The organism is Blautia sp. MSK20_18 (assembly GCF_020553125.1).
GTDB lineage: Bacteria > Bacillota > Clostridia > Lachnospirales > Lachnospiraceae > Blautia_A > Blautia_A fusiformis.
Genome location: NZ_JAJCGR010000006.1, coordinates 1 through 21,699, shown reverse-complemented (window position 1 = coordinate 21,699; position 21,699 = coordinate 1). Strand labels below are relative to the sequence as shown.

The following is a 21,699-nucleotide window of genomic DNA, read 5'->3' as shown; positions in this document are numbered from 1 at the left end:
CGTCTTCTCCGGCAGTGATCTGTCAGATTTTATTTTCTCTTATTTCAGTGCTTTATCCTTATATCTAGAAATCTCCTCCAGATATTTTTTCCCAAGGGCACTGATGTTAACACCCTTTCTGGCAACATAACCGATTGTCATGATCTCATCGGAATCCAGCTTCACAGCACAGTAATCGGAACCATTAAGATCCTCACAGATAATACCGGAGCATAAGGTATATCCATTCAGTCCTACCATCAGGTTCAGCATAGTAGCCCTGTCATCGGCTTTGATCAGCCGTTTGTATTCATAGGTGCTCAAAACCTCCTCAGCAAAATAAAAAGAGTTATTTCCTCCCTGTTCAAAGGACAGACACGGATATTCCTTCAGTTCTTCCAGCGTGATCTTCTCACGCTTCGCCAGAGGATGCCCCTTCCACATATAAACGTAGATCCGACAGTTGAGAAGTTCGTGAAACTCCAGACCATACTCGTGAAACATTTTTGTAAGTACCTTACGGTTAAAATCATTTACGTAGAGGATCCCGATCTCACTCTTGAAATTACGGACATCCTCGATGACCTGATGCGTCTTGGTCTCGTGGACCGCAAATTCGTACTCATCCATGCCGAATTGCTTTACCAGCTCCACAAAGGCATTAACTGCAAAGGTATAATGCTGCATGGAAACACTGAATTTTTTGCGTGACTGTTCCTTAGAAATATATTTGGCTTCCATCAGTTCGTACTGTTCCACCACCTGCCTTGCATACCCCAGAAATTCTTCGCCTGCAGGCGTTACGGCGATTCCTCGGTTCGTTCTTCGGAAGATCTCAACACCGGTTTCTGCTTCCAGCTCCCGGATTGCCGTGGAAAGACTGGGCTGAGAAATATAAAGGCTTTTTGCTGCCTCGTTCATAGATCCGGCTTTTGCAATTGCTATGGTATATCTGAGCTGTGCCAGAGTCATCTTTCTGCCTCCCCGTTTCTTGTTCCGGCTTTCTGTTCCTCTTCAGGCAGATCCGGCAACAAGCATCCTTTATCTTTTTATTTAAGGTAGTTCTTATCTACATATCCTTCTTTTCCAATCTTCGGAACATATACATACCAGTAAGTACTGTCTTTCTTCTCAATGACTTCTACCGTATCTCCGTTATTCAGCTGGGCGATCTCATTGTCCTTGTCATACGCCTTTGTACTGCGCAGAGCCAGATATCCGCTTTCCACTTTAACAGTCATGGATGGAGTTGTCGTACCTGAGCCTCCGGTAAGATAGTTCCTGTCAACATAACCGGTCTTATCCAACTGCGGAACATATACATACCAGTACTGATCGTTGCTGGTGTCCTTCACCTGAACCGTGTCACCGGTATTCAGCTGTCCGATCTCATTGCTTTCATTATAGGCTGCCTTGTTGCGAAGGGCAAGATAACCAGTTTCTACTTTAACTGTCCACAGACCACTGTTGTAAATATAACGGTTATCCACATATCCGGATTTATCAAGCCCCGGAACATATACGTACCAGTAAGTAGAATCACTGCTGTCCTTTACAAGAACGACATCTCCGGTATTCAGACGTCCGATCTCGTTACTGTCATTGTAAGCTGCGGTACTTCGAAGAGCCAGATAGCCTTTTTTTACCTTTACTGTCCAGGAATCGTTGGAAGCTGTGGCGTTCTCTGCTATCTGGATATAGTTTTTGTCCAGATATCCGGATTTATCCAGTCTTGGCACGTATGCATACCAGTAGGTAGCGTCCTTCCGATTTGTAACTTCCACAAGATCTCCTGTATTCAGCTGTCCGATCTCATTGCCTTTGTCAAAAGCCTTCTCACTCCGGAGAGCCAGGTATCCATCTGTGACTTTGACTTTAAAAGTGGTTCCTGCTGCTGCCTTTGTCTCCCGGATCGTCGCCGGAAAAGCTGCTGCCAGTATAAGTGTCAGAAGTACCAGCCTTTTTACTGCCTTTATATGGGACAGAAGAGTTCTTTTTCTCATATTATACGCCTCCTTTTCTTTTTTGGATCTTTCTCTGATCTGCGGCTCTCTCTGTTTTTTATTTACTGAGCAGACCGCACCGGAATTTATGGTAGTATTATATCATATTTTCAGCTGATAGCTGTAAGAATCATATCTCTCATTGCAGTCCAAAATGTTCTTTTCCACAATGCAGGTATTGACACTTTTAATTAGTAGTGTTATATTACATATAGAACAATATAAAAGTAATGCCCCCGGGATTTTTCCCGGGGAATTTTATACGCATACGTTCAATATATGACAGTCCGGGAGATCTGTCCTCTGAGAGGACAGATCAATCATCCGGGACGCTGCAGACTATAATATAAGGGAAGGTGAATACCATGGCAGTAAAAAGAGATTATTACGATGTTCTGGGCATTGACCGGAACGCAGATGAAAAAACAATAAAAAAAGCATATCGTAAACTGGCCAAAAAATATCATCCGGATACAAACGCCGGTAATGCAGATGCCGCAGATAAATTTAAAGAAGTAAACGAAGCCTACGATGTCTTAAGTGATCCAAAGAAGAAAAAAATGTATGATCAGTTTGGTCATGCCGCATTTGAAGCAGGAGCTGATCCTGGAGCCGGCGCAGGTGCCGGTGGATTCGGCGGATTCCAGGGTGGCGGCAATGGCAGCTATCAGGAATTTCATTTTAACGGTGAAAATATGGACGATATTTTTGGTGATATCTTCGGAAATATGTTCCACGGCAGTCACGGCGAAAGCCGCGGTTTCGGCAGCAATGGCACATATGAGCATTTCACCGGTAACGGTGGCGGCTTTCACAGTGGATTTGGCGGAAGTGGCTTTCACAGTGGCAACGGCTTCGGCGGATTCCATCAACAGGATTTTCCGCAAAAAGGCTCTGATGTGAAGGCCAGCATCAACGTTACCTTTGATGAGGCAGCTTTTGGTGCAGATAAAAGGATCTCTCTGTCCGGTCCGGACGGAAGCTCCGGTGCACCGCAGACACTTCAGATTCATATTCCGGCAGGTATTGATACCGGCAAGAGTATCCGTCTGAAAGGAAAAGGCATGCCCGGAACCGGCGGCGGTGAGCCTGGTGACCTTCTTCTGAAGGTTACCGTAGGAACACGTCCTGGCTATGAACGAAAGGGATCGGATGTTTATACCACCATTTCTATTCCTTACACAACCGCTGTTTTCGGCGGTGAAGCCACCGTTCCCACCCTTTACGGAAATGTTATCTGTAAGATCAGGGAAGGTATGCAGTCCGGTTCCAAGATCCGCCTGAGAGGAAAAGGCATTGTTTCCATGAAGAACCCTTCCGTCCGCGGTGATCAGTATGTAACCATTCAGATCCAAGTTCCTCAGAATCTGAATTATTCCGCAAAAGAGAAACTCCATGAATATGCAAAGGCCTGTGGACTGGAACGGAGTAATGCCACCGGATCACATGTAGCATAAAAGTTAAAATAAAAGAGTATCACAAAGCTCATCACTATCAATGAGTTCCTGTGATACTCTTTTTTGATTTTAAAGTAAGATCTGATATAGCTTATGACAGCGTCATATCTCCATCTTTCACCCATCCGAGCTTACGTACAAACATATTGATCAACGGGCAGAGAACTGCCGGGAGAATAAAAGAGATCAGGAAAAGTCCTGCCCAATCCATAGCTGTAACAGCTGTCTTGGTTCCTTCTGCAATATCATTCATCCATCCTGTATACACACCGATCTGACCTACAAAACCGCAGGTACCCATTCCTGAGGATACAGCAGTTCCGTTCATCTGAAGCCTGAACAAGCAAGTTGCAATAGGTCCTGTGATAGCAGATGTTACGATCGGAGCGATCCAGATCCTTGGATTTCTGACAATATTACCCATCTGGAGCATGGAAGTTCCAATTCCCTGAGAGACAAGACCACCCCATTTGTTTTCCCTGAAGGACATGACCGCAAAACCGACCATCTGCGCACAACAGCCCGCTACTGCAGCGCCGCCTGCCAGTCCGGTAAGTCCCAGAGCCGCGCAGATCGCAGCAGAAGAGATTGGCAGCGTCAGTGCGATTCCAACAAATACAGAAACCAAGATTCCCATAAAGAATGGCTGCAGATCTGTTGCCCACATGATCACGCTTCCTACCTTCATGGCAGCTTTTCCAAGAGCCGGTGCCCACCATGCGGAAAGACCTACGCCCACACCGATGGTTACAAGAGGCGTTACAAGGATATCGATCTTTGTTTCCTTTGAAACTGCCTTACCGATCTCAGCTGCAACAATGGCAACAAACAGTACAGCCAGAGGACCGCCTGCTCCGCCAAGTGCGTTGGAGGCAAATCCAACGGTGATCAGCGAAAACAATACCAGCGGCGGGCAATGCAAGGCGTAACCGATGGCTACTGCCATGGCAGGGCCGCTCATGGCAGATGCCAGAGAACCTACTGTATACTGGGTATCATTGACTGTGGCAACTGCCATAGTCAGAAACGGAATGTGAAACTGTGTGCCAATGGTGTTGATGATCGTACCGATCAGCAGGGAACAGAAAAGTCCCTGTGCCATAGCTCCCAGTGCATCGATACCATATCTCTTCAGAGAGATCTCGATATCCTTCCGTTTTAGAAATGCTTTGAATTTTTCCATTTTTAAACTCTCTCCTTACCCTGATCCGCTTCCTGCCGGATCAGTTCCTTTATTTGCAAAAAGCCTCGCTTACTTTCTCAAGTTCCTCGCGGATGGAAATATGCTGCGGACATACTTCCTCACACTGTCCGCATTTTACACATTCATCTGCACGCTTTCTGCCATGACTGACTACCAGCCAGTCTTCCTGATGCGCTGCGGCGGCTTTATTTCCGTACAATGTCAGATAATTCATTGCTGTAAAAGAACCGGAAATTCCAATTTCCATCGGACAGACCTTTGCACAGTAGTTACAGGTTGTACATGGGATCAGAGGAATTTTGCTCATAGCCTCTCTTGCCTTATCAAGAGTCTCCTTCTCGCTGTCAGTAAGGCCATTGAAATCCTTCATAAAGGAAAGGTTATCCTCCATCTGTGCAACATTGCTCATTCCGGAAAGTACGGTGATCACGCCTTCCAGATTTGCCGCAAAACGGATCGCCCAGGATGCTGTGGATGCTTCCGGCTCTGCTTCCTTCAGAAGCTTTTCCACTGCTTCCGGCGGAGTTGCAAGCATGCCGCCTTTTACAGGTTCCATGATAATGACCGGTTTTCCATGTTTTCTGGCTACCTCGTAGCAGGCTCTTGACTGGATCACCGGATTTTCCCAGTCTGCGTAATTGATCTGCAGCTGTACAAATTCCATTTCCGGATGTGCAGTGAGAAGTGCATCCAGCTCCTCCGGTGTGGAGTGGAACGAAAATCCTGCATGTCTGATCAGACCGGCTTCCTTCTGTTCATGGATCCAGTCCCATAAACCGTACTCATCAAAATATTTTGTTCTGTGCTCTCCAAGATTGTGGAGAAGATAAAAGTCGAAATATCCTGCCTTTGTTCTCTCCAGAGATGTTTTAAACTGTGCAAGAGCTTCATCTCTTGTCTTGCAGTTGATCCAGGCTGCCATCTTGGTGGCTAACTGATATTTTTCTCTCGGATAACGCTCTACCAGCGCTTCGCGGATAGCATCTTCGCTTCCTGCATAAGCCCATGCTGTATCAAAATATGTAAATCCGGCTTCCATAAATTTGTCCACCATGACTTTGGTCTGCTCCACATCGATCACACCTTCTGATTTCTGCGGAAGTCTCATAAGGCCAAAACCAAGTTTTTTGATCTCTTCACCTAAATATGCCATATCTTTCTCCCTTCTTATTACATACCGGAAAATTCCTCATATCATCTGATATATCACCGGATAAGCAATATTTCTGACACAGATATCTCCCGGACCGTTATATTTTTGCCGCAGAGAAACTGCGTTTCTCCTATTATAACGATATTTTTCCTGGTGGTAAACCTTTTTCTTTTACAAGTGTCAAGACAATGCCTGCATTACGTCTGAATTTTTGCAGAAAACAGAAAAACAGCTGCCACACGTTTATCGCACGGCAACTGTCTTTTGTCCTATCAGTTCATCTTTGTTCTTTACACCTCAGATCAAATATTTTAAACTGATATTACTTATAATAACCATATATCGAAAGGCAGAAAACTCTCATGAAAAACAAGCAGGTCATGAACCGCCAGACTTCATCAAAAGAACTTCATCTTATTTCCTGCGGCTGGGAAAAATGTACACCGGAACAGTCCTACGGCCCTGGTGTCCGGCGATATTACACCATCCATTTTGTGCTGAGCGGACAGGGATATTTCTATATGAACAACCGGAAATATACCTTGAAAGCCGGACAGTGCTTTTTCATTCCTCCTGTGACCAGCTCTCTCTACAAAGCAGAGCCTTCTGATCCCTGGACTTATATCTGGATCTGTTTCAATGGAGAAAATGCTCCCATACTTTGTGAACACTGTCATCTTACTGAAGAAACTCCGGTCCAGCAGCTAAATTCGGTTCTTCCCTATCAGGAAACCATTCTTGAAATGATGACTCACCCGCAGCTGACGCCCTCCAGTGAAGCCTATATCCAGAGTGGTCTTTACCGGATCATTGCCCTGCTGGAGGAAGAATTTCATGCTTCCTACACCACCATGGAATCCAACGATAATTTTTACATCACACAGGCTGTTGATTACATCAAAAAAAGTCCGCTACAGAATATCACTGTGACAGATGTTGCTGACTATCTCCATATCAGCCGCAGCCACCTTTACGGACTTTTTAAAAAACATCTTGGAACCACACCCCAAGCATTCCTAACTTCAGCCAAGATCATCAACGCCCGGGAGCTTCTGACCGTCACGGATATCCCTGTCTCCAGCGTGGCGTTCTCCTGCGGATATCAAAATCCATTTGCCTTTTCCCGCGCCTTCAAAAAAGAAACCGGCATGACGCCACGGGAATACCGGGAAAAATATCATCATGCCGAGGATCTTCTGGATTGCTGAACCACTTTTCCTGATTTACGGAACAACTACCTTGGCATTATAGTATTCCACCGTAGCATCCATGGTCGGACCTTCGTTGTCAAACCAGTCATAAGTGATAGTTTCGCCGTTTTCTCCCCATACCTCCGGGCAGTCGATTTCTTCCCAGTCAAGCGGAACAAAATGCTCTTCCTGTTCTGATGCACGCAGCATGATCTGATGCAGCTCCTCAAATTCCTCCGGATTCAAAACTCCAGGTTTTGCGGATACAAACAGTGGTGTACCGCTCTTTGCAAGAACGTCTGCCCACTGACGATTTTTCTCCCATGGGATCATTCCGAAAATACCGACACAGTCTGCATCAATATGGTAAAACGTATTGTGCTGCGGAAGACGGAATGCCAGCGTATTTACGCCCATTCGTCTGGTACGCTCCCAGATACGTCCGCTGGTATCGTCACCGGTCCGGTTCAGATGCATCAGGCCTGCGCCGAGATGTCCGATGGTATTGCAGCCGATGATCACTGCGTTGTTGCTCCGGGAAGCATCATAAATCTCCTGATAAAGCATTTTTACGATTTCTGCGCTGGTTTTGGTCTGATCATAAAAATGCCATTTCTCCATGGAATTGTCTCTTAAATTCGCCTCAAATCCCCATTTTCCAAAGAGATCAAAGGTAGAAAAATCATGCTTGATCAGCGTGTATCCCCAATCACAGATTCTCTCGATATCTTTACGGATATATTCCAGTGCATCCGGGTGGGACGGATCGAGACAGTCATTATAGGAAATTCTCCACTCATCCGGGATATTCTCATCTTCATTAAGAAGCAGACGGACCCAGATACCCGGGCGGACACCTTTTTTCTCCAGCTTGTCTGCAAGACCTTTCATATCCGGAAATCTGTCATTGCCTTTTGTCCATGGTCCACCGTTGTATTCATCCAGGCGGTGATGTTCCTGCCAACAGTCATCAATGACCATGAACGGAGGATTTTTTACACCTTCGGTCAGTTTCAGGATATAATCGGTATCACTTAAGATCTCCTCTTCGGAGCTGTCACCGTAAGCATAGTACCAGTTATTGCTTCCATATACCGGAAACTCCGGGAAGATCGGATCTGTACACATTTTTTCACAGAATTTCTGTGCAGTTTCAAAAGTATCTGCTCCTTCTGCTTCCATGCAGACGATCTGTGCGGCACACAGCTTTCTTCCTTTCAGCTGTACTCCTGTATTTCCGCAGCGAACATCCAGAAACAAAGTAATTCCTTTGGTATCCACCTGCCAGCAGCACATAGCAGAAGGACGGACCTTTACGCCAAAGCAGAGAACCTTCTCAGAAAGCTTCGCCAGAAAATACCACGGCAGATAACGGTTTCCGCTCATTCCATGCCATTCCGCATCACCATAGGTACGTTCCCAGGCATCTCCCAGAAATCTGGCGGATTTCGGGATCTTGTAGTTCCATCTCAGCTTCACACATCTCACTGCATCCTCGGATGTGACAAATATATCCTCATGTTCACCTGCGTCCTGAAATTCCACAGTAGTTGCACCGGCAGCTACTGTCGTCTGCCCTCCCTGGCACACAAGTCTCTCCTCTTCTGTTTCCACTGTTACATAATCCGGTACCCCAAGCTTAAAATCTGCATATTTTTTCTGCATTATTCTCTCCTCCTGTACTTTTTCATTTACATTTTGCTTTACCTACATACTCATGAATACTGTCTTTCTATCGTCTGTTCAACTCAGAAGAATGTACGAAAAATTTTTTTAATACATTTTGTCTATATGCCTTATTATATTGATTTTTTTGGTTTTTTCTATGCTTTAAAGTTATTATAACATTGCAGAATGTTCAATCTGCATAAGCTTTTCAGACCTTGTCCGATTCGCTTTTTAATATAAGAACATAAAGGGCTAAAGGTGGAAATTAGTTTTTCATTTTACGGAACACAAATTCTTCACAATTTTTTAGCACTCACCTCTTGACTTTGCTAGCAACAGGTGTTATATTACATATAGAACAAGGAAGGAGATAAAAAAGAACTTCCAGATGTTCAGAATAAAACCAAACGATCACCACTGCGGAATAACCCGAAGTGGTAACTATATACCGGCAACAGTTGGATTTCTTGATCCACCGGAACGGCTTTTCAATTTGAAAGGAGAAATGACTTATGATGTTCCCGAGTGTATTTGGAGAAAACTTATTTGATGACTGGATGGATGATTTTGGATTCAGAGATAATTTCTTTAGCGGAAAGAACCCTCTTTATGGCAAACATGCAAAAAATATCATGAAAACTGATGTACGTGAAACAGATAAAGGCTATGAGCTGGATGTAGATCTTCCAGGATTTAAGAAAGATGAAGTACAGGTACAGCTGAAGGATGGTTATCTTACCATCTCCGCTGCCAAGGGTCTTGACAAAGACGAGGAAGACAAGAAAGGCAATTATATCCGCCGTGAACGTTATGCCGGCAGCACAAGCAGAAGCTTCTATGTTGGTAATGGTGTAAAAAACGAAGATGTCCATGCAAAATTTGAGAACGGTGTTCTGAGACTTTCTATTCCGAAAAAAGCAGCTGAAGAGATTGAAGCTGATAAATATGTATCTATTGAAGGCTGACATTGACTCACTCTCACAGGGGGAGGATCCATAGGGATTCTCCTCCTCTTTTTTATACGCAATAATACATATGACACTCTCTTTCCAATTTACTACGTACTCACAAGTACTTTCACTCTATAGTAATGATCCTTTTGTCAAAGTTTTCATGATATTGGATATTTTTTAACAAATATGCTTGATTTTTTGAATATTTTTTATATATTTTGCATTATATTATTTCATTTTTTTGAAATTAATGGTATAATATGCACAGCTAATCGGATATTTGCAATCCGCATTCGGTTAAATAAATCTGTTTCGTAATCCTTCAGGATAATTCTCCTGAACAACCACGTAAAACACGATCACGACAGGAGGTTTTTATTATGGATCAGGACAACATCATAAAAATTTATGCACGCAATGACAACCGCATACAGCTTAAAATGATTCCGGGACACTTCGTAACATCCCAGTCCCATATCACACACTACCTGGATCTCACTACTATGAAATCCAGATGCGCTGAAGCACAGCGTATTGCATCCGCTCTCGCAGCAAATTACGAAGCATCCATTCCGGTAGACACCATCGTCTGCATGGACGGACTTGAAGTGATCGGTGCTTATCTCGCCGAAGAACTGACCAAAGCCGGCGTCCTTTCCATGAACGCACACCAGACCATCTACGTCATCACCCCTGAGTTCAACAGCACCGGGCAGATGATCTTCCGCGACAACTATGAACCAATGATCAATGGAAAAAACATCCTCATCCTAAATGGTTCCATCACCACCGGATCCACATTGAACCGAGCTATCGAAAGCGTTCTGTACTATGGCGGTAAGATCCGCGGCGTGGCAGCCATCTACAGCAGTGTAGACAGTGTAGCCACACTCCCTGTCCACTCTATCTTTCAGGCCAGAGACATCCCGGACTATCACTCCTACCGCTCTGACAACTGCCCACTGTGCAAAAACCGCCAGAAGATCGATGCTATTGTCAGCAGTTACGGATATTCTGTATTATAAGATTCAGATCAATCAACGAATCCCCCATGGATAGCAAAACCAGTGGGGGATTCTCTTTATCTTTTCTTATTATAATTGATATTCTCTGTACATGGCTTCACGCGTTTCTTTATCTGTAACAACCTTCTGGATCTCATTACCACGATCATCAAGTATAAGCCTGTTGATCAGAACACTAAGTCGTTCTTCCCCCTGGGCCATTCCCTGAGCTATTCCCTGAGCCATTCCCTGGGCCATTCCCTGAGCCATTCCCTGAGCCATTCCCTGTTCTCGCCCCAGTGCTTCAGCCTGTTCCTTAGCTTCCGCCATCAGTCTTGCCCTTTTCTCAGATTCCAGTTCCAGAACATGTCCACCCATAATCTCACCTATTCCTTTCCGGACTTTCTCCTCATTTCTGAAAATATGATCAGATATCCGAGTTATCAGTCCAATCAGATCACTGAACAGTTCAGACCTTCCAGATTCAGTGATCTCTACCTCCAGTTTACTCCGGATCACTTCATATTCATTCAGTAATTCCTGAAAAAGTTGTGGATTCTCACTCATCTCATGCCCTCTTTTTTCATATCGCATGATATAAAAAGGAAGCAACATAAGAAGACTCTTTTCAAATATCTTATCTTTTGTATAATTCTCTACTTTAATGGCAGGCACTCTGTACAAATGACATCCCCCATCCGGAAAAACCACATCCACTTCCAGAAAATCCGGCGTATTCCTACTATTCCTCAGATACAACACACAAGAACGTGGAAACTCCATCCGATACCTCCGTCCCTGCTTTCTGGCAAACTCAACAGCAGTTGCAAAATCATACTCTATCATCCGTACAGCCATTGTCGTGTCATCCGTACTCTGACATTCTATATGATAAATCCTGTTTCCGATCAACAGCCGCGAATCCGTAATAATCTCACCATCCACCCGCTGATACTCATTACGCAGTTGCACAATCTCCACATCAGCCGGGTATGATGTATGAAAAACATCATTGATCAAAGGCACGACCAGAAACGTCATTTTCTCCATCATAGTACGAAAAACATCATCAAAAATCGTATTATCTCTCAAACAATACTCCTTCTGGTATATACAATTATACCATCAACCAAACACTTCAGAAACCCTGTATACAGTTTTTATAAATATTTTTGAAAAAACGCTTCAGACATTGAAGCAAAAAAGAAATCAAATAAATGGATAGATCTTATAAGATATACAAATCATACCACACATCCCACCACAACACCACAAAAACCCATCTCCAAATTTCGACACCACCTTCCAGCGTCCAGCAACGCGCCGACATTCACAACCTCCCTCCAAACCACATGGAATCTCAACCTTCCAAACTACAGGCGTCCAGCAACGCGCCGACGCTCACAACCTCCCTCCAAACCACATGGAATCTCAACCTTCCAAACTACAAGCGTCCAGCAACGCGCCGACGCTCACAACCTCCCTCCAAACCACATGGAATCTCAACCTTCCAAACTACAAGCGTCCAGCAACGCGCCGACGCTCACAACCTCCCTCCAAACCACATGGAAACTCAGCCTTTCCTCCCAGCCATCCAGCGCAGCGCTGATGGCTCATCCAACTCCCGTCAGACCACTCTACCCCTCCCACCATGACCGCACAGTGTGAGGTTTGCAGCAGAAGTCCGGGTGCTTTGGAGTGAGCCTTGGTCCATACTTAGCGTCTGAGGTGGTTCACGGAGAGGTACCCGGCGGCCACAAGCCGCAGGGTAAGGTCCATCTGTCTGAGCCAGGTACGCATCAGCGTACATGGCGAGTTATGGGCCGGCCGCTCCGTGAGGCACCTCAGACGCTTAGTATGACCAGGCGAAACGACGGCACCCGGACTTCTGCTGCAAATCTCACACGTCCGTCCGTGTCATCTTGCCCACACCAAACACCTGTGCTATAATCAAACTAATTAAAAAACCGAGGTAAACCACACATGAACAAAAAAGAAATCGCAGAAATAAAAAAACAATTCACCCCTGACCGCTGCTCCATCACCCGCATCTGCGGCTGCTACGTAGACGGTGAAAAAAACAAAAAAACCGAACTCAAAGAAGCCTTCTTATCCTTATCAGAGGAAGAAACCTTCAAATACTTCGACATCTTCCGAAAAACCCTCACCGGCACCATCGGAAAAAACCTCATCAACATGGAATTTCCTCTGGATCAGGAAACCGAAGGCGGAACCCAAAACTTCCTCATGAAACTCCGCAAAAGCAAACTCACCGACGACACCCTCACCGAAGCCTTCTACGACAGAATCATAGAAAACTACGACTACGGTGAAAACTACTACATCATCCTCATCCACGCAGTCTACGACATCCCCGGCAAATCCTCCGACGGTGCCGAAATGTTCGACGCTTCCGATGAGATCTACGATCACATCCTCTGCAGTATCTGCCCGGTCAAGCTCTCCAAAGCAGGCCTGCATTACAATGCAGAGACAAACAATATTGAAGACCGTATCCGGGACTGGCTGGTAGAAATGCCTGACTGGGGCTTCCTTTTCCCACAGTTCAACGACCGCAGTACCGATATCCACGGACTTCTCTACTACACCAAAAACGCCGAAAATCTCCGCTCCACCATGATGGAAGAAGTCTTCGGCTGCACCACACCACTATCTGCCGGAACCCAGCGTGACTCCTTCAATGCTCTGGTGGAAGAAACCCTTGGTGATGACTGTGCCTACGACACAGTCCTTGAGATCCACGAAAAGCTCAACGATCTCATCGAATCCCAGAAGGACGAACCGGAACCTGTTGTCCTCACCAAATCCGAAGTCAAACGTCTCTTCGAAGAATGCGGCGTAGAAGACGAAAAGCTCCAGAACTTCGATGAACAGTATGAGCTTGCCGCAGGAGAAAAATCAGCTCTGGTAGCATCCAACATCACCAACACCCGGAAATTCGAGATCAAAACCCCTGACGTGGTGATCCACGTAGCACCGGACCGGGCAGAACTGGTAGAAACCCGCATCATCGATGGTCGAAAATGCCTTGTGATCCCCATGGAAAGTGAAATAGAACTCAACGGCATCCGTGTCAGCACACTGAACTCTGTTAAAGATACATCCGCAGAACCGCTTCCTGTTAATGATATTACTGACATTGATAACAGTAACACCGAAGAAGAAATCCCATTTTAAAGGAGACCTTATGAACGATAAAAAAATCCTGTTCTTCGACATAGACGGCACACTGCTTACGCCTCACCCCTTCAAGGTTCCGGAGAGCACCAGCCGCGCCCTCACAAAAGCCCATGAAAACGGTCATCTTCTTTTCATCAACACCGGCCGCACCAAAGTAATGATGCCCTCTGCACTCTCAGAGCTTCATTTCGATGGCTATATATACGGCTGTGGAACCCACATTTACATGGACAACAAATTGCTTTTTTTCCGCACAGTCCCAAATCTTCTGTGCAAGGAAACCGTAGACCTTCTCCGCAAATGCAAGATCGAGGCAATTTTTGAATCCAACACTGAGATCCTGTATGATGGCGCATCTCCGGCCCAGTCCGAATTCGGAGTCAAAATGCGAAAAGAAATTCCAATGGTCGACATCACGAAATTCAATCGGGAGGATGCCTGCACTTACTCCTATGACAAATTCCTGGTACATATGCTGCCGGATTCCGATGTCGAAAAATTCCGCAGCTTCTGTAATGATCATTACACCTATTTTGATCACGGAGACGGAATCTGGGAAGTCACACAAAAGGGTACCAGCAAAGCCACAGGCATGGAATTTCTCCTGGATCGCCTTTCCATCCCCAGGGAAAACTGCTATGCATTCGGAGACAGTCCCAACGACCTTCCCATGCTGAAAGCTGCCGGAGTCGGCGTTGCTATGGGAAATGCTTACGGAGGCATCGAAAAGCACTGCACATACCAGACAAGCGCAGTCGACAGGGACGGGATTCTTCACGCACTGGAGCATCTCGATCTGATCTGATGATCCGTAAAGCAGGCATGAGTATTACAAAAAACGAGCCGTGTACGATAAATCCGTACACGGCTCGTTGTCTTTTCTCTTATCATTCCATTGTAAACATTGTATCTTATTTCTCAGCTTCCGGTGTAGCAGCTGCCTCAGATTCTGTACTGTCTGCAGTCTCCTCATCAGCCTTTGCAGAATCTCCCTCTGTCTCCGGTGTCTCGGTCACATCAGTCTGCTCCTCAGCTGCCGGTGTCTCGGTTGCCTCAGCCTTTGCAGAATCTGCTGTCGGTGTCTCAGTTACATCCGGGTCCGGTGTCGGAGTTGGAGTCTGGATCGTAAAGCTATGATTATCTGTGATCTTGATCTTCTTAATCAATTTTTTCTCTTCTTTGATATCAGCTTTCTTCTTCCAGCCATCTGTTGTATCATTATAAAAATCATCCTTCTTGGTGTTTGTCAGAGACTCTTTCTTACTCTCCGTTGCAGTTTTATCATTCTTGGAATCCAGTCTCACAACATACCATACGGAATCTGTCTTTATGATCTCCTCGTTCAGTGCACCCTCGTCCAGCTTTCTTAAAGCGGTACGAACCTCATCCGGATAAGTAGTTCCGTTAGCAGCACTGTCATCACCTTCCTCATAGGTAGGGCATGTTCCGGTTGTTGCGGTCATATCCTTGGAGATCTCATCTCCAAGAGTATTGAAATCTGCAGCCGGATCCTCTTTAACCTTGTCATAGAACTTCTGAAGATTCTCTTTATTCTTCTTGATATCATCATCGGAAAGATCATCTCCGCTGACCTTTGCACTTGCATAGCTGAAAGACATCTGCTGATATTCTTTCTCATCCAGCTTCACGTCCGCTTTGGCTTCAATGGCATCCTTCATCTTCACATCGTATGTTTCAAGCTCGAGGAAAGTCTTCACCATATCTTCATCAACCGCAAGCTCTGCAATTGTCTCATCGGAATTGGCAGCCATAAAGTTCTTGGCAGCTTCCTCAAGAGCCTTCTGCTCATCATCTGTGATTTCAACATCATACTCGGAAGCGTGTTCTTTCTCCAGACACATCTTTTCAACAGTTTCAACAGAAGTTGTTACCGCATTTTCACCGTAAGTCTCATCGGAATCATCATCCATTTTGGTACTCCAGATAGACATATCGCTTCCACCGCCAAGATACATCTTGTACATTGCCTCAGCCTGTGCCTGCTGCATACGTGCTGCCAGACTTACAACGCCAAACGGGATTTCCTGCTTATTGACTGTCACTGCGATCTTTGTACCATCGAGTTTTTTATTTCCGCAGCCTGCCATCATTCCTGCCGCTGTAACGCAGACAAGAGCAGTAACTGCCGCTTTCTTTACTGAATTTCTCATTTCATCCTCCATCTATCCGTCCATAAGAATCACGGTCCGGCTCTTATTCCATAATACTTGATTATAAACGTTTTCACCTTTAAGAGCAAGGAATTTCACGAACTTACACGACATTTCACAAATTATCCACAAGTCTTTCCGGGAAAATATCCGGTATCCACAAACCGGATGTTTTTTCCCGTGGATAACCCTAAGCTTAGCTGATTCTTCCCTTTACTCCAGTGGCTCTGCCAGTTTTGCCAGCTCCCCCGCAAACTTCATCAGCTCTTCGATCAGCCTTCCCTGTGGTGTCAGGATAAATTTCGGCTCATGATCAGCCTTAAACTGCAAACCTCTCCGGTACTGCGCCATAATAGCCGGGATACCTGCGGGATCCAGCTTGGCCTTTTCATAGAGCGTGATCCGGACATCTTTTCCAAGCTGCTTGATCTCCGTCACATATCCCTGATGGGCAAGAGCCTTCAGTCTTGCAATGGCAAGAAGATTCAGCACAGCTTTTGTCGGCTCGCCAAAACGGTCGATCAGCTCCTCCAGCATATCGTCATATTCCTGCTGGCTTTCAATACCGGCAATACGCTTATAAATATCCAGCTTCTGGAACTCGTTGCCGATATAGGAATCCGGGATAAATGCATCAATATTGAGATCAATGGTCGTCTCAAAATCATCCATAGTCCGGATTCCCTTTGCCTCCTTGACAGCCTCACTGAGCATCTTGCAGTAAAGGTCATAACCAACTGCGTTCATATGCCCGTGCTGCTGAGCACCGAGAAGATTTCCTGCTCCACGAAGCTCCAGATCCTTCATAGCTATCTTAAAACCGCTTCCAAGGTCTGAATACTCCCGCATGGCGCTGAGCCGTTTCTCCGCGGTCTCCTGGAGCATCTTGTTTTTGGTATACATCAGGAATGCATAAGCAGTCCTGTTGGAACGTCCTACACGCCCACGGAGCTGATAAAGCTGGGAAAGGCCATATCTGTCCGAATCATGGATGATCATAGTGTTTACGTTGGAAATATCCAGTCCTGTCTCAATAATAGTGGTGGAAACCAGTACATCCACATCTCCATTGATAAAATCATACATTACCTGCTCCAGTTCCCTCTGACTCATCTGTCCATGTGCAAAATCCACTCTGGCCTCCGGCACAAGTCTGGATATCCGAAGGGCTACTTCGGCAATGTCATTGACTCGATTATATACGTAATACACCTGTCCCCCCCGGCGAAGCTCCCTGCGGATGGCTTCCCGAACAGTCTCCTCATCGTACTCCATAACGTATGTCTGGATCGGCACACGATCCATCGGCGGCTCTTCCAGAACGCTCATATCACGGATACCGATGAGACTCATATGAAGAGTTCTCGGAATCGGCGTTGCCGTCAGCGTCAGTACATCCACATCTTTTTTCATCTGCTTGATCTTCTCCTTGTGAGTAACACCAAAGCGCTGCTCCTCATCAATGATCAGAAGTCCAAGATTTTTAAATTCCACATCTTTTGAAAGAACTCTGTGGGTGCCGATCACAATATCTACCTGCCCCTTTTTGATCCCTTCGATGGTCTTTTTCTGCTGGGCAGATGTCCGGAAACGGCAGAGAAGCTCCACCTTCACCGGAAATTCTTTCATACGCTGTACAAAGGTATTGTAATGCTGCTGGGCAAGAATGGTAGTAGGGACCAGATAAACCACCTGCCGGCTTTCCTGTACTGCCTTAAACGCAGCTCTTAAAGCCACCTCCGTCTTTCCGTAACCAACGTCACCACACACAAGACGGTCCATGATCCTAGTGCTTTCCATATCTCTCTTGGTATCCTCAATGGCTGCCAGCTGATCCTCTGTCTCCTCATAGGGAAACATCTCCTCAAATTCCTTCTGCCATACGGTATCCGGTCCGCAGACATACCCCTCTTTCTCCTGGCGGACTGCATAAAGCTCTACCAGCTCTTTTGCGATATTTTTTACCGCACCCTTAACACGGCTCTTGGTCTTATTCCACTCCTGACCGCCAAGCTTGTTCAGCTTAGGCGTTTTTGCATTTTCGGAGGATCCTGAATATTTCTGCAAAGCATCCAGCTGGGTTGCCAGGATATAGAGATTACTGCCGCCCCGGTATTCGATCTTGATGTAATCCTTCACAACACGGTCAACCTCTACCTTTTCGATTCCACGGTAAATACCCAGTCCGTGCTTTTCATGAACAACAAGATCACCAATGGAAAGCTCTGCAAAATCCTGGATCCTGTTTCCGCTGTACTTTTTCTTTTTTTTACGCTTTTTCTGCTCTTTGCCGAAAATATCGGTTTCCGTCATCACTGCAAATTTGATTAGCGGATACTGGAAGCCACGTCTTGCGTGACCATAGACAACCATGATCTCCCCGGGACTGATGATACGATCCATGTCCTGGCTGTAAAAAGCATTCAGTCCTTCCTCTGAAAGATCCTTTGCCAGACGCTCCGCCCTGGTCCTGGAACCGGAGAGCAATGCGATCCGGTATCCCTGACTCTTATACTGAAGGAGATCCTTTACCAGAAGTTCAAAGCTGCTGTTATAAGAATCTACAGACTTCACCGTAAGATCAAATTCCTCATTGATCTTCCATCCGGAACGTCTGGGAGAAAGTGCGGATACAGCCACACAATTCCGTCTGTTCAGCTTCTTCTGCAGTTCCTGAAAGCCACATAGCCACTGCTCCGGAAGATTTGCCTCGCCTTTTTCCTCTCTGTGCATACGACTCTGACGGTACTCTTCCTCCACACCCTCGCCGTTTTCTGCCAGGTGGTTCAGTTCATCCAGAAACACCAGTGTTTTTTCTTCCGGAAAATAATCCAGAAAGGATACCATATCTTCTCCGTCCATCTTTTCTGCGGCCGGATAAATCGTAATTTCATCTACATTTTCCAGAGATCTCTGACTTTCCGCATCAAAGCTCCGGATAGAATCCACCTCATCATCCCACAGTTCGATACGCCAAGGATTATCCTCTGTCAGCGGATAGATATCAATGATTCCTCCACGCACAGAAAACTGCCCCGGAAGCTCTACCTGACCGGTGCGTTCATACCCCAGCTCTACCAGCTCTTCCTTCAACTGATCCAGATCGATCACACTGTCACTTTTAAAATGAAGAAGTCTGCTTCTAATCTTTTCCAGCGGCATCAGGAAATCCATACATCCGTCAATGCTGGTAACAACGGTCACTTCTTCCTGTTCCAGAAGTGCCCGGATCACACGCATCCGCTGCCGGATCAGAAGATTTCCGTGTATATCTGCCTGAAAAAACAGAAGATCCTTTGCCGGATAAAAATATACATTTTTGTCATAGAAGCGGTAATCCTCATAGATTTCCTTTGCGTTGCGCTCATCATCCGCAAGGATCAGATGATATGGAAAAAGCCCGGAAAGTCCATACATCAGATGGACCTTCTGGGACTCCATGCATCCGGAAACATTAAGAATTCCGCAGTTTGCGCCACAGCGCTTTTTTATTTCCCCAAACTCTGCAAGACCCTGCAGAGGATGCAAAAATGCTTCCATACAAACCTCAATTCTTAGGCTTTTTTCTGTTATATTTATTCATCGCCGCATCTACGCCCTCGGACAGGATCATCTCCACAGCCTCTGCCGCATCATTGATCCCTTCATCCACAAGCTTGCGATCACTGTCCGAAAAATGACCCAGCACAAAATCTGCCAGATCCCAGTCTTTCGGTTTTGCACCGACACCAACACGGATGCGGATAAATTTTTCAGTTCCAAGGCGGCGGATGATATCCTTGATCCCGTTATGTCCGCCTGCACTGCCCTTTTTGCGGATACGAAGCTGCCCAGGCTCCAGATCGATATCATCGTAGATCACGATCAGCTCTGTCTCTGGATCGATTTTGAAATAGCCGGACATCTCCTGGATCGGACCGCCGCTTAAATTCATATAGGAAAGCGGTTTCATCAGAATAGCTTTTTCACCGCCGATGATACCTTTTCCATACATGGCATTAAATTTTACGCCGCCCTGCGGGATATTATGCTTCTCCACAAGACAGTCAACGGTGTCAAAGCCCATGTTGTGGCGTGTAGCCTCATACTGCTTTCCCGGATTTCCCAAACCTGCAATTAAATACATAAAAACTCCTCAGCTGTAATTTACCTGGTTCAACGCCAGGCCCTCTTATGCCTTAAGACATACAAATGCTCTGATCGTATCAGTTGAAATATACCATCTCATCAGCAAGTGGCTCACAAACTTCTACATGCTCTGCGTAAAGTACGACTCCCTCTCCCTGATATTCCATTCTCTTCTCAAACGCAACCTTCGCAGTAACATCCACCCACTGGCCTTCTGCGATCTTCGGAGCAAAAGCGCTCTTGCAGATATAACCAAGGAATGTGGTATCATCTGCACAGCATGTCATGGCTGTTCTTCCGGGAACAAAGAATTTGCTTCCCATTCCACGCGGCTTCAGGGCACGTGCTTTAAAGTGAACGGTTTTTCCGACATAGCGGTCCGGATGATCCATGGAATCCACAAACCAGATACCATAATCCTCCGGAAGGATATCGATCACCGGCGCATCAATATCAAATGGCATCTCATCCTCAAAAAGATCACCAAGCTCGCCCTCTTCATCCTCAAAGATGATCTCTGCACGCTGGTTCACCACCTTGATGCTTCTTCTGTAAGAAGGAAGCGGATCGTTCTCCTGGCAGCGGTTAAAGATAACCATATCCGCATTGCGGACCATGTCCATAAAAAGGGACTTCATATTCGCCATATAGACCTGGAATGTGCTTGCATCCACACAGGTGATATGCTGCTCCACGCCCCAGCCTTCCGTTTTTTCCATTTCTTCGAATTTACTTACCAGCCACATGCCATTATACTCAATGATCACCCGCTCCGGCTGATGCAGGATCTCCATTGCCGCAAGTCGTTCCGGTGTAAGCTCTTCCTCACTGTCAATGCTCTCCACAACGGTATTGCACTGTTTCAGTGCTTCCTCATCATATTCTTCCTCACCCTCTTCGCAAAGGATCAGCAGTGTTTTTCCATCGATCTGAAAGTAATCCTGCTGCAGGGTAAAGCTCAGGAAAGAGGTCTTGCCGCTTTCCAGAAAACCTGTGATCAGATAAACGGGTACTCTGGTCTCTTCCATAAATCCATCCTATCAGATACTGTACGATTTAATGTACAGTATCTGTTTCCTTTCTGTAACAATCTATATCTGTATTCCGCTTTGGCTTTGCGTCAAAACGGACATTTATTTTATCATATGCTTTATGCGATCCCGAAAAGCTCCTCCAGTGCATGCTCGTCAAGCTTAGAACCGATCACGCACAGACGGCCTGTATATTCCGGTGCACCCTCACGAATCTCAGTTTCTTCCGGAACCATATCAAAATAGATCCATGTTCCGTCTTCTGCCGGAAGCATTCCCTTTGCACGGAGGATGATACCGTATTTATCAGACTCGGAAAGTGCCTCAAGGATCTTCTCAAGTCCCTCACGTGTATATTTTTTAATAGTCTCACGGCCCCAGCTTGTGAAGACCTCATCTGCATGATGATGGTGGTGGTCATGTCCACATCCACACTCTCCGTCGTGGTGATGGTGATGCTCATGCTCTTCATGATCATGGCCGCAGCCGCACTCTCCGTCGTGGTGATGGTGATGCTCATGCTCTTCATGATCATGGCCACAGCCGCACTCTCCGTC

17 protein-coding genes are annotated in these 21,699 nt (G+C 45.9%); 6 read left to right on the top strand and 11 right to left on the bottom strand.

Going from position 1 to position 21,699, the window contains the following annotated elements; translation table 11 throughout:
- Positions 1-39 precede the first annotated feature (39 nt).
- Together LI091_RS05280 and LI091_RS05275 are read right to left on the bottom strand one after the other, a co-directional pair.
- Entirely contained in the window at positions 40-951 is a 912-nt protein-coding gene (locus tag LI091_RS05280) for a LysR family transcriptional regulator (protein WP_015525527.1), read from the bottom strand.
- A gap of 77 nt (positions 952-1,028) precedes the next feature.
- Entirely contained in the window at positions 1,029-1,982 is a 954-nt protein-coding gene (locus tag LI091_RS05275) for a hypothetical protein (RefSeq protein WP_265190914.1), read from the bottom strand.
- A 365-nt stretch (positions 1,983-2,347) separates the two neighbouring features.
- On the opposite strand from LI091_RS05275, the gene LI091_RS05270 reads away from it, so the two are divergent.
- On the top strand, positions 2,348-3,439 hold the full coding sequence (locus LI091_RS05270; RefSeq protein ID WP_059086226.1) for a DnaJ C-terminal domain-containing protein: 1,092 nt from the start codon (positions 2,348-2,350) through the stop codon (positions 3,437-3,439).
- A gap of 91 nt (positions 3,440-3,530) precedes the next feature.
- On the opposite strand, the gene LI091_RS05265 is transcribed toward LI091_RS05270, so the two are convergent.
- Together LI091_RS05265 and LI091_RS05260 are read right to left on the bottom strand one after the other, a co-directional pair.
- The gene (locus tag LI091_RS05265) at positions 3,531-4,622 is read right to left on the bottom strand and encodes a PTS transporter subunit IIC (RefSeq protein ID WP_015525523.1); all 1,092 of its coding nucleotides are present in this window, start codon (positions 4,620-4,622) and stop codon (positions 3,531-3,533) included.
- Positions 4,623-4,671: 49 nt separating this feature from the next.
- On the bottom strand, positions 4,672-5,796 hold the full coding sequence (locus LI091_RS05260) for an aldo/keto reductase (protein WP_173732693.1): 1,125 nt from the start codon (positions 5,794-5,796) through the stop codon (positions 4,672-4,674).
- Positions 5,797-6,158: 362 nt separating this feature from the next.
- Here LI091_RS05260 and LI091_RS05255 point away from each other — a divergent pair, with 362 nt between their 5' ends.
- Positions 6,159-7,004 carry an AraC family transcriptional regulator gene (locus LI091_RS05255; RefSeq protein WP_173732694.1) on the top strand — a complete coding sequence of 282 codons (846 nt, stop codon included), beginning with the start codon at positions 6,159-6,161 and terminating at the stop codon, positions 7,002-7,004.
- A gap of 15 nt (positions 7,005-7,019) precedes the next feature.
- Here LI091_RS05255 and LI091_RS05250 read toward each other — a convergent pair whose 3' ends face one another.
- Entirely contained in the window at positions 7,020-8,651 is a 1,632-nt protein-coding gene (locus tag LI091_RS05250) for a glycoside hydrolase family 36 protein (RefSeq protein ID WP_265190913.1), read from the bottom strand.
- Between the two features lie 515 nt (positions 8,652-9,166).
- On the opposite strand from LI091_RS05250, the gene LI091_RS05245 reads away from it, so the two are divergent.
- Both LI091_RS05245 and LI091_RS05240 read left to right on the top strand, forming a co-directional pair.
- Positions 9,167-9,619, top strand: a complete 453-nt coding sequence (locus LI091_RS05245) for an Hsp20/alpha crystallin family protein (protein ID WP_015525518.1) — start codon at positions 9,167-9,169, stop codon at positions 9,617-9,619.
- Positions 9,620-9,987: 368 nt separating this feature from the next.
- The gene (locus tag LI091_RS05240) at positions 9,988-10,632 is read left to right on the top strand and encodes an orotate phosphoribosyltransferase (protein WP_147603191.1); all 645 of its coding nucleotides are present in this window, start codon (positions 9,988-9,990) and stop codon (positions 10,630-10,632) included.
- Positions 10,633-10,701: 69 nt separating this feature from the next.
- On the opposite strand, the gene LI091_RS05235 is transcribed toward LI091_RS05240, so the two are convergent.
- Positions 10,702-11,703, bottom strand: coding sequence for a hypothetical protein (locus tag LI091_RS05235; protein ID WP_265190911.1), 1,002 nt, complete (start codon positions 11,701-11,703; stop codon positions 10,702-10,704).
- A gap of 891 nt (positions 11,704-12,594) precedes the next feature.
- Between LI091_RS05235 and LI091_RS05230 the strand changes: the two genes are divergently transcribed.
- Positions 12,595-13,809: a DUF4317 domain-containing protein gene (locus LI091_RS05230; protein WP_173740365.1), complete on the top strand. Its 1,215-nt coding sequence runs from the start codon at positions 12,595-12,597 to the stop codon at positions 13,807-13,809.
- Between the two features lie 10 nt (positions 13,810-13,819).
- Positions 13,820-14,617, top strand: coding sequence for an HAD family hydrolase (locus LI091_RS05225; RefSeq protein WP_244095939.1), 798 nt, complete (start codon positions 13,820-13,822; stop codon positions 14,615-14,617).
- A gap of 106 nt (positions 14,618-14,723) precedes the next feature.
- Here LI091_RS05225 and LI091_RS05220 read toward each other — a convergent pair whose 3' ends face one another.
- The 5 genes from LI091_RS05220 to LI091_RS05200 form a co-directional block, all read right to left on the bottom strand.
- Entirely contained in the window at positions 14,724-15,983 is a 1,260-nt protein-coding gene (locus LI091_RS05220; RefSeq protein ID WP_265190910.1) for an FKBP-type peptidylprolyl isomerase, read from the bottom strand.
- Between the two features lie 213 nt (positions 15,984-16,196).
- Positions 16,197-19,523, bottom strand: coding sequence for a transcription-repair coupling factor (mfd, locus tag LI091_RS05215; protein WP_129975133.1), 3,327 nt, complete (start codon positions 19,521-19,523; stop codon positions 16,197-16,199).
- A 7-nt stretch (positions 19,524-19,530) separates the two neighbouring features.
- A complete protein-coding gene (gene pth, locus LI091_RS05210) occupies positions 19,531-20,109 on the bottom strand; it encodes an aminoacyl-tRNA hydrolase (RefSeq protein ID WP_015525511.1) in 579 nt (192 codons plus the stop codon).
- Positions 20,110-20,188: 79 nt separating this feature from the next.
- Positions 20,189-21,139, bottom strand: a complete 951-nt coding sequence (locus LI091_RS05205; protein WP_265190908.1) for a TIGR03943 family putative permease subunit — start codon at positions 21,137-21,139, stop codon at positions 20,189-20,191.
- Between the two features lie 122 nt (positions 21,140-21,261).
- On the bottom strand, positions 21,262-21,699 hold a 438-nt coding region (locus LI091_RS05200; protein ID WP_265190907.1), incomplete at its 5' end, for a GTP-binding protein.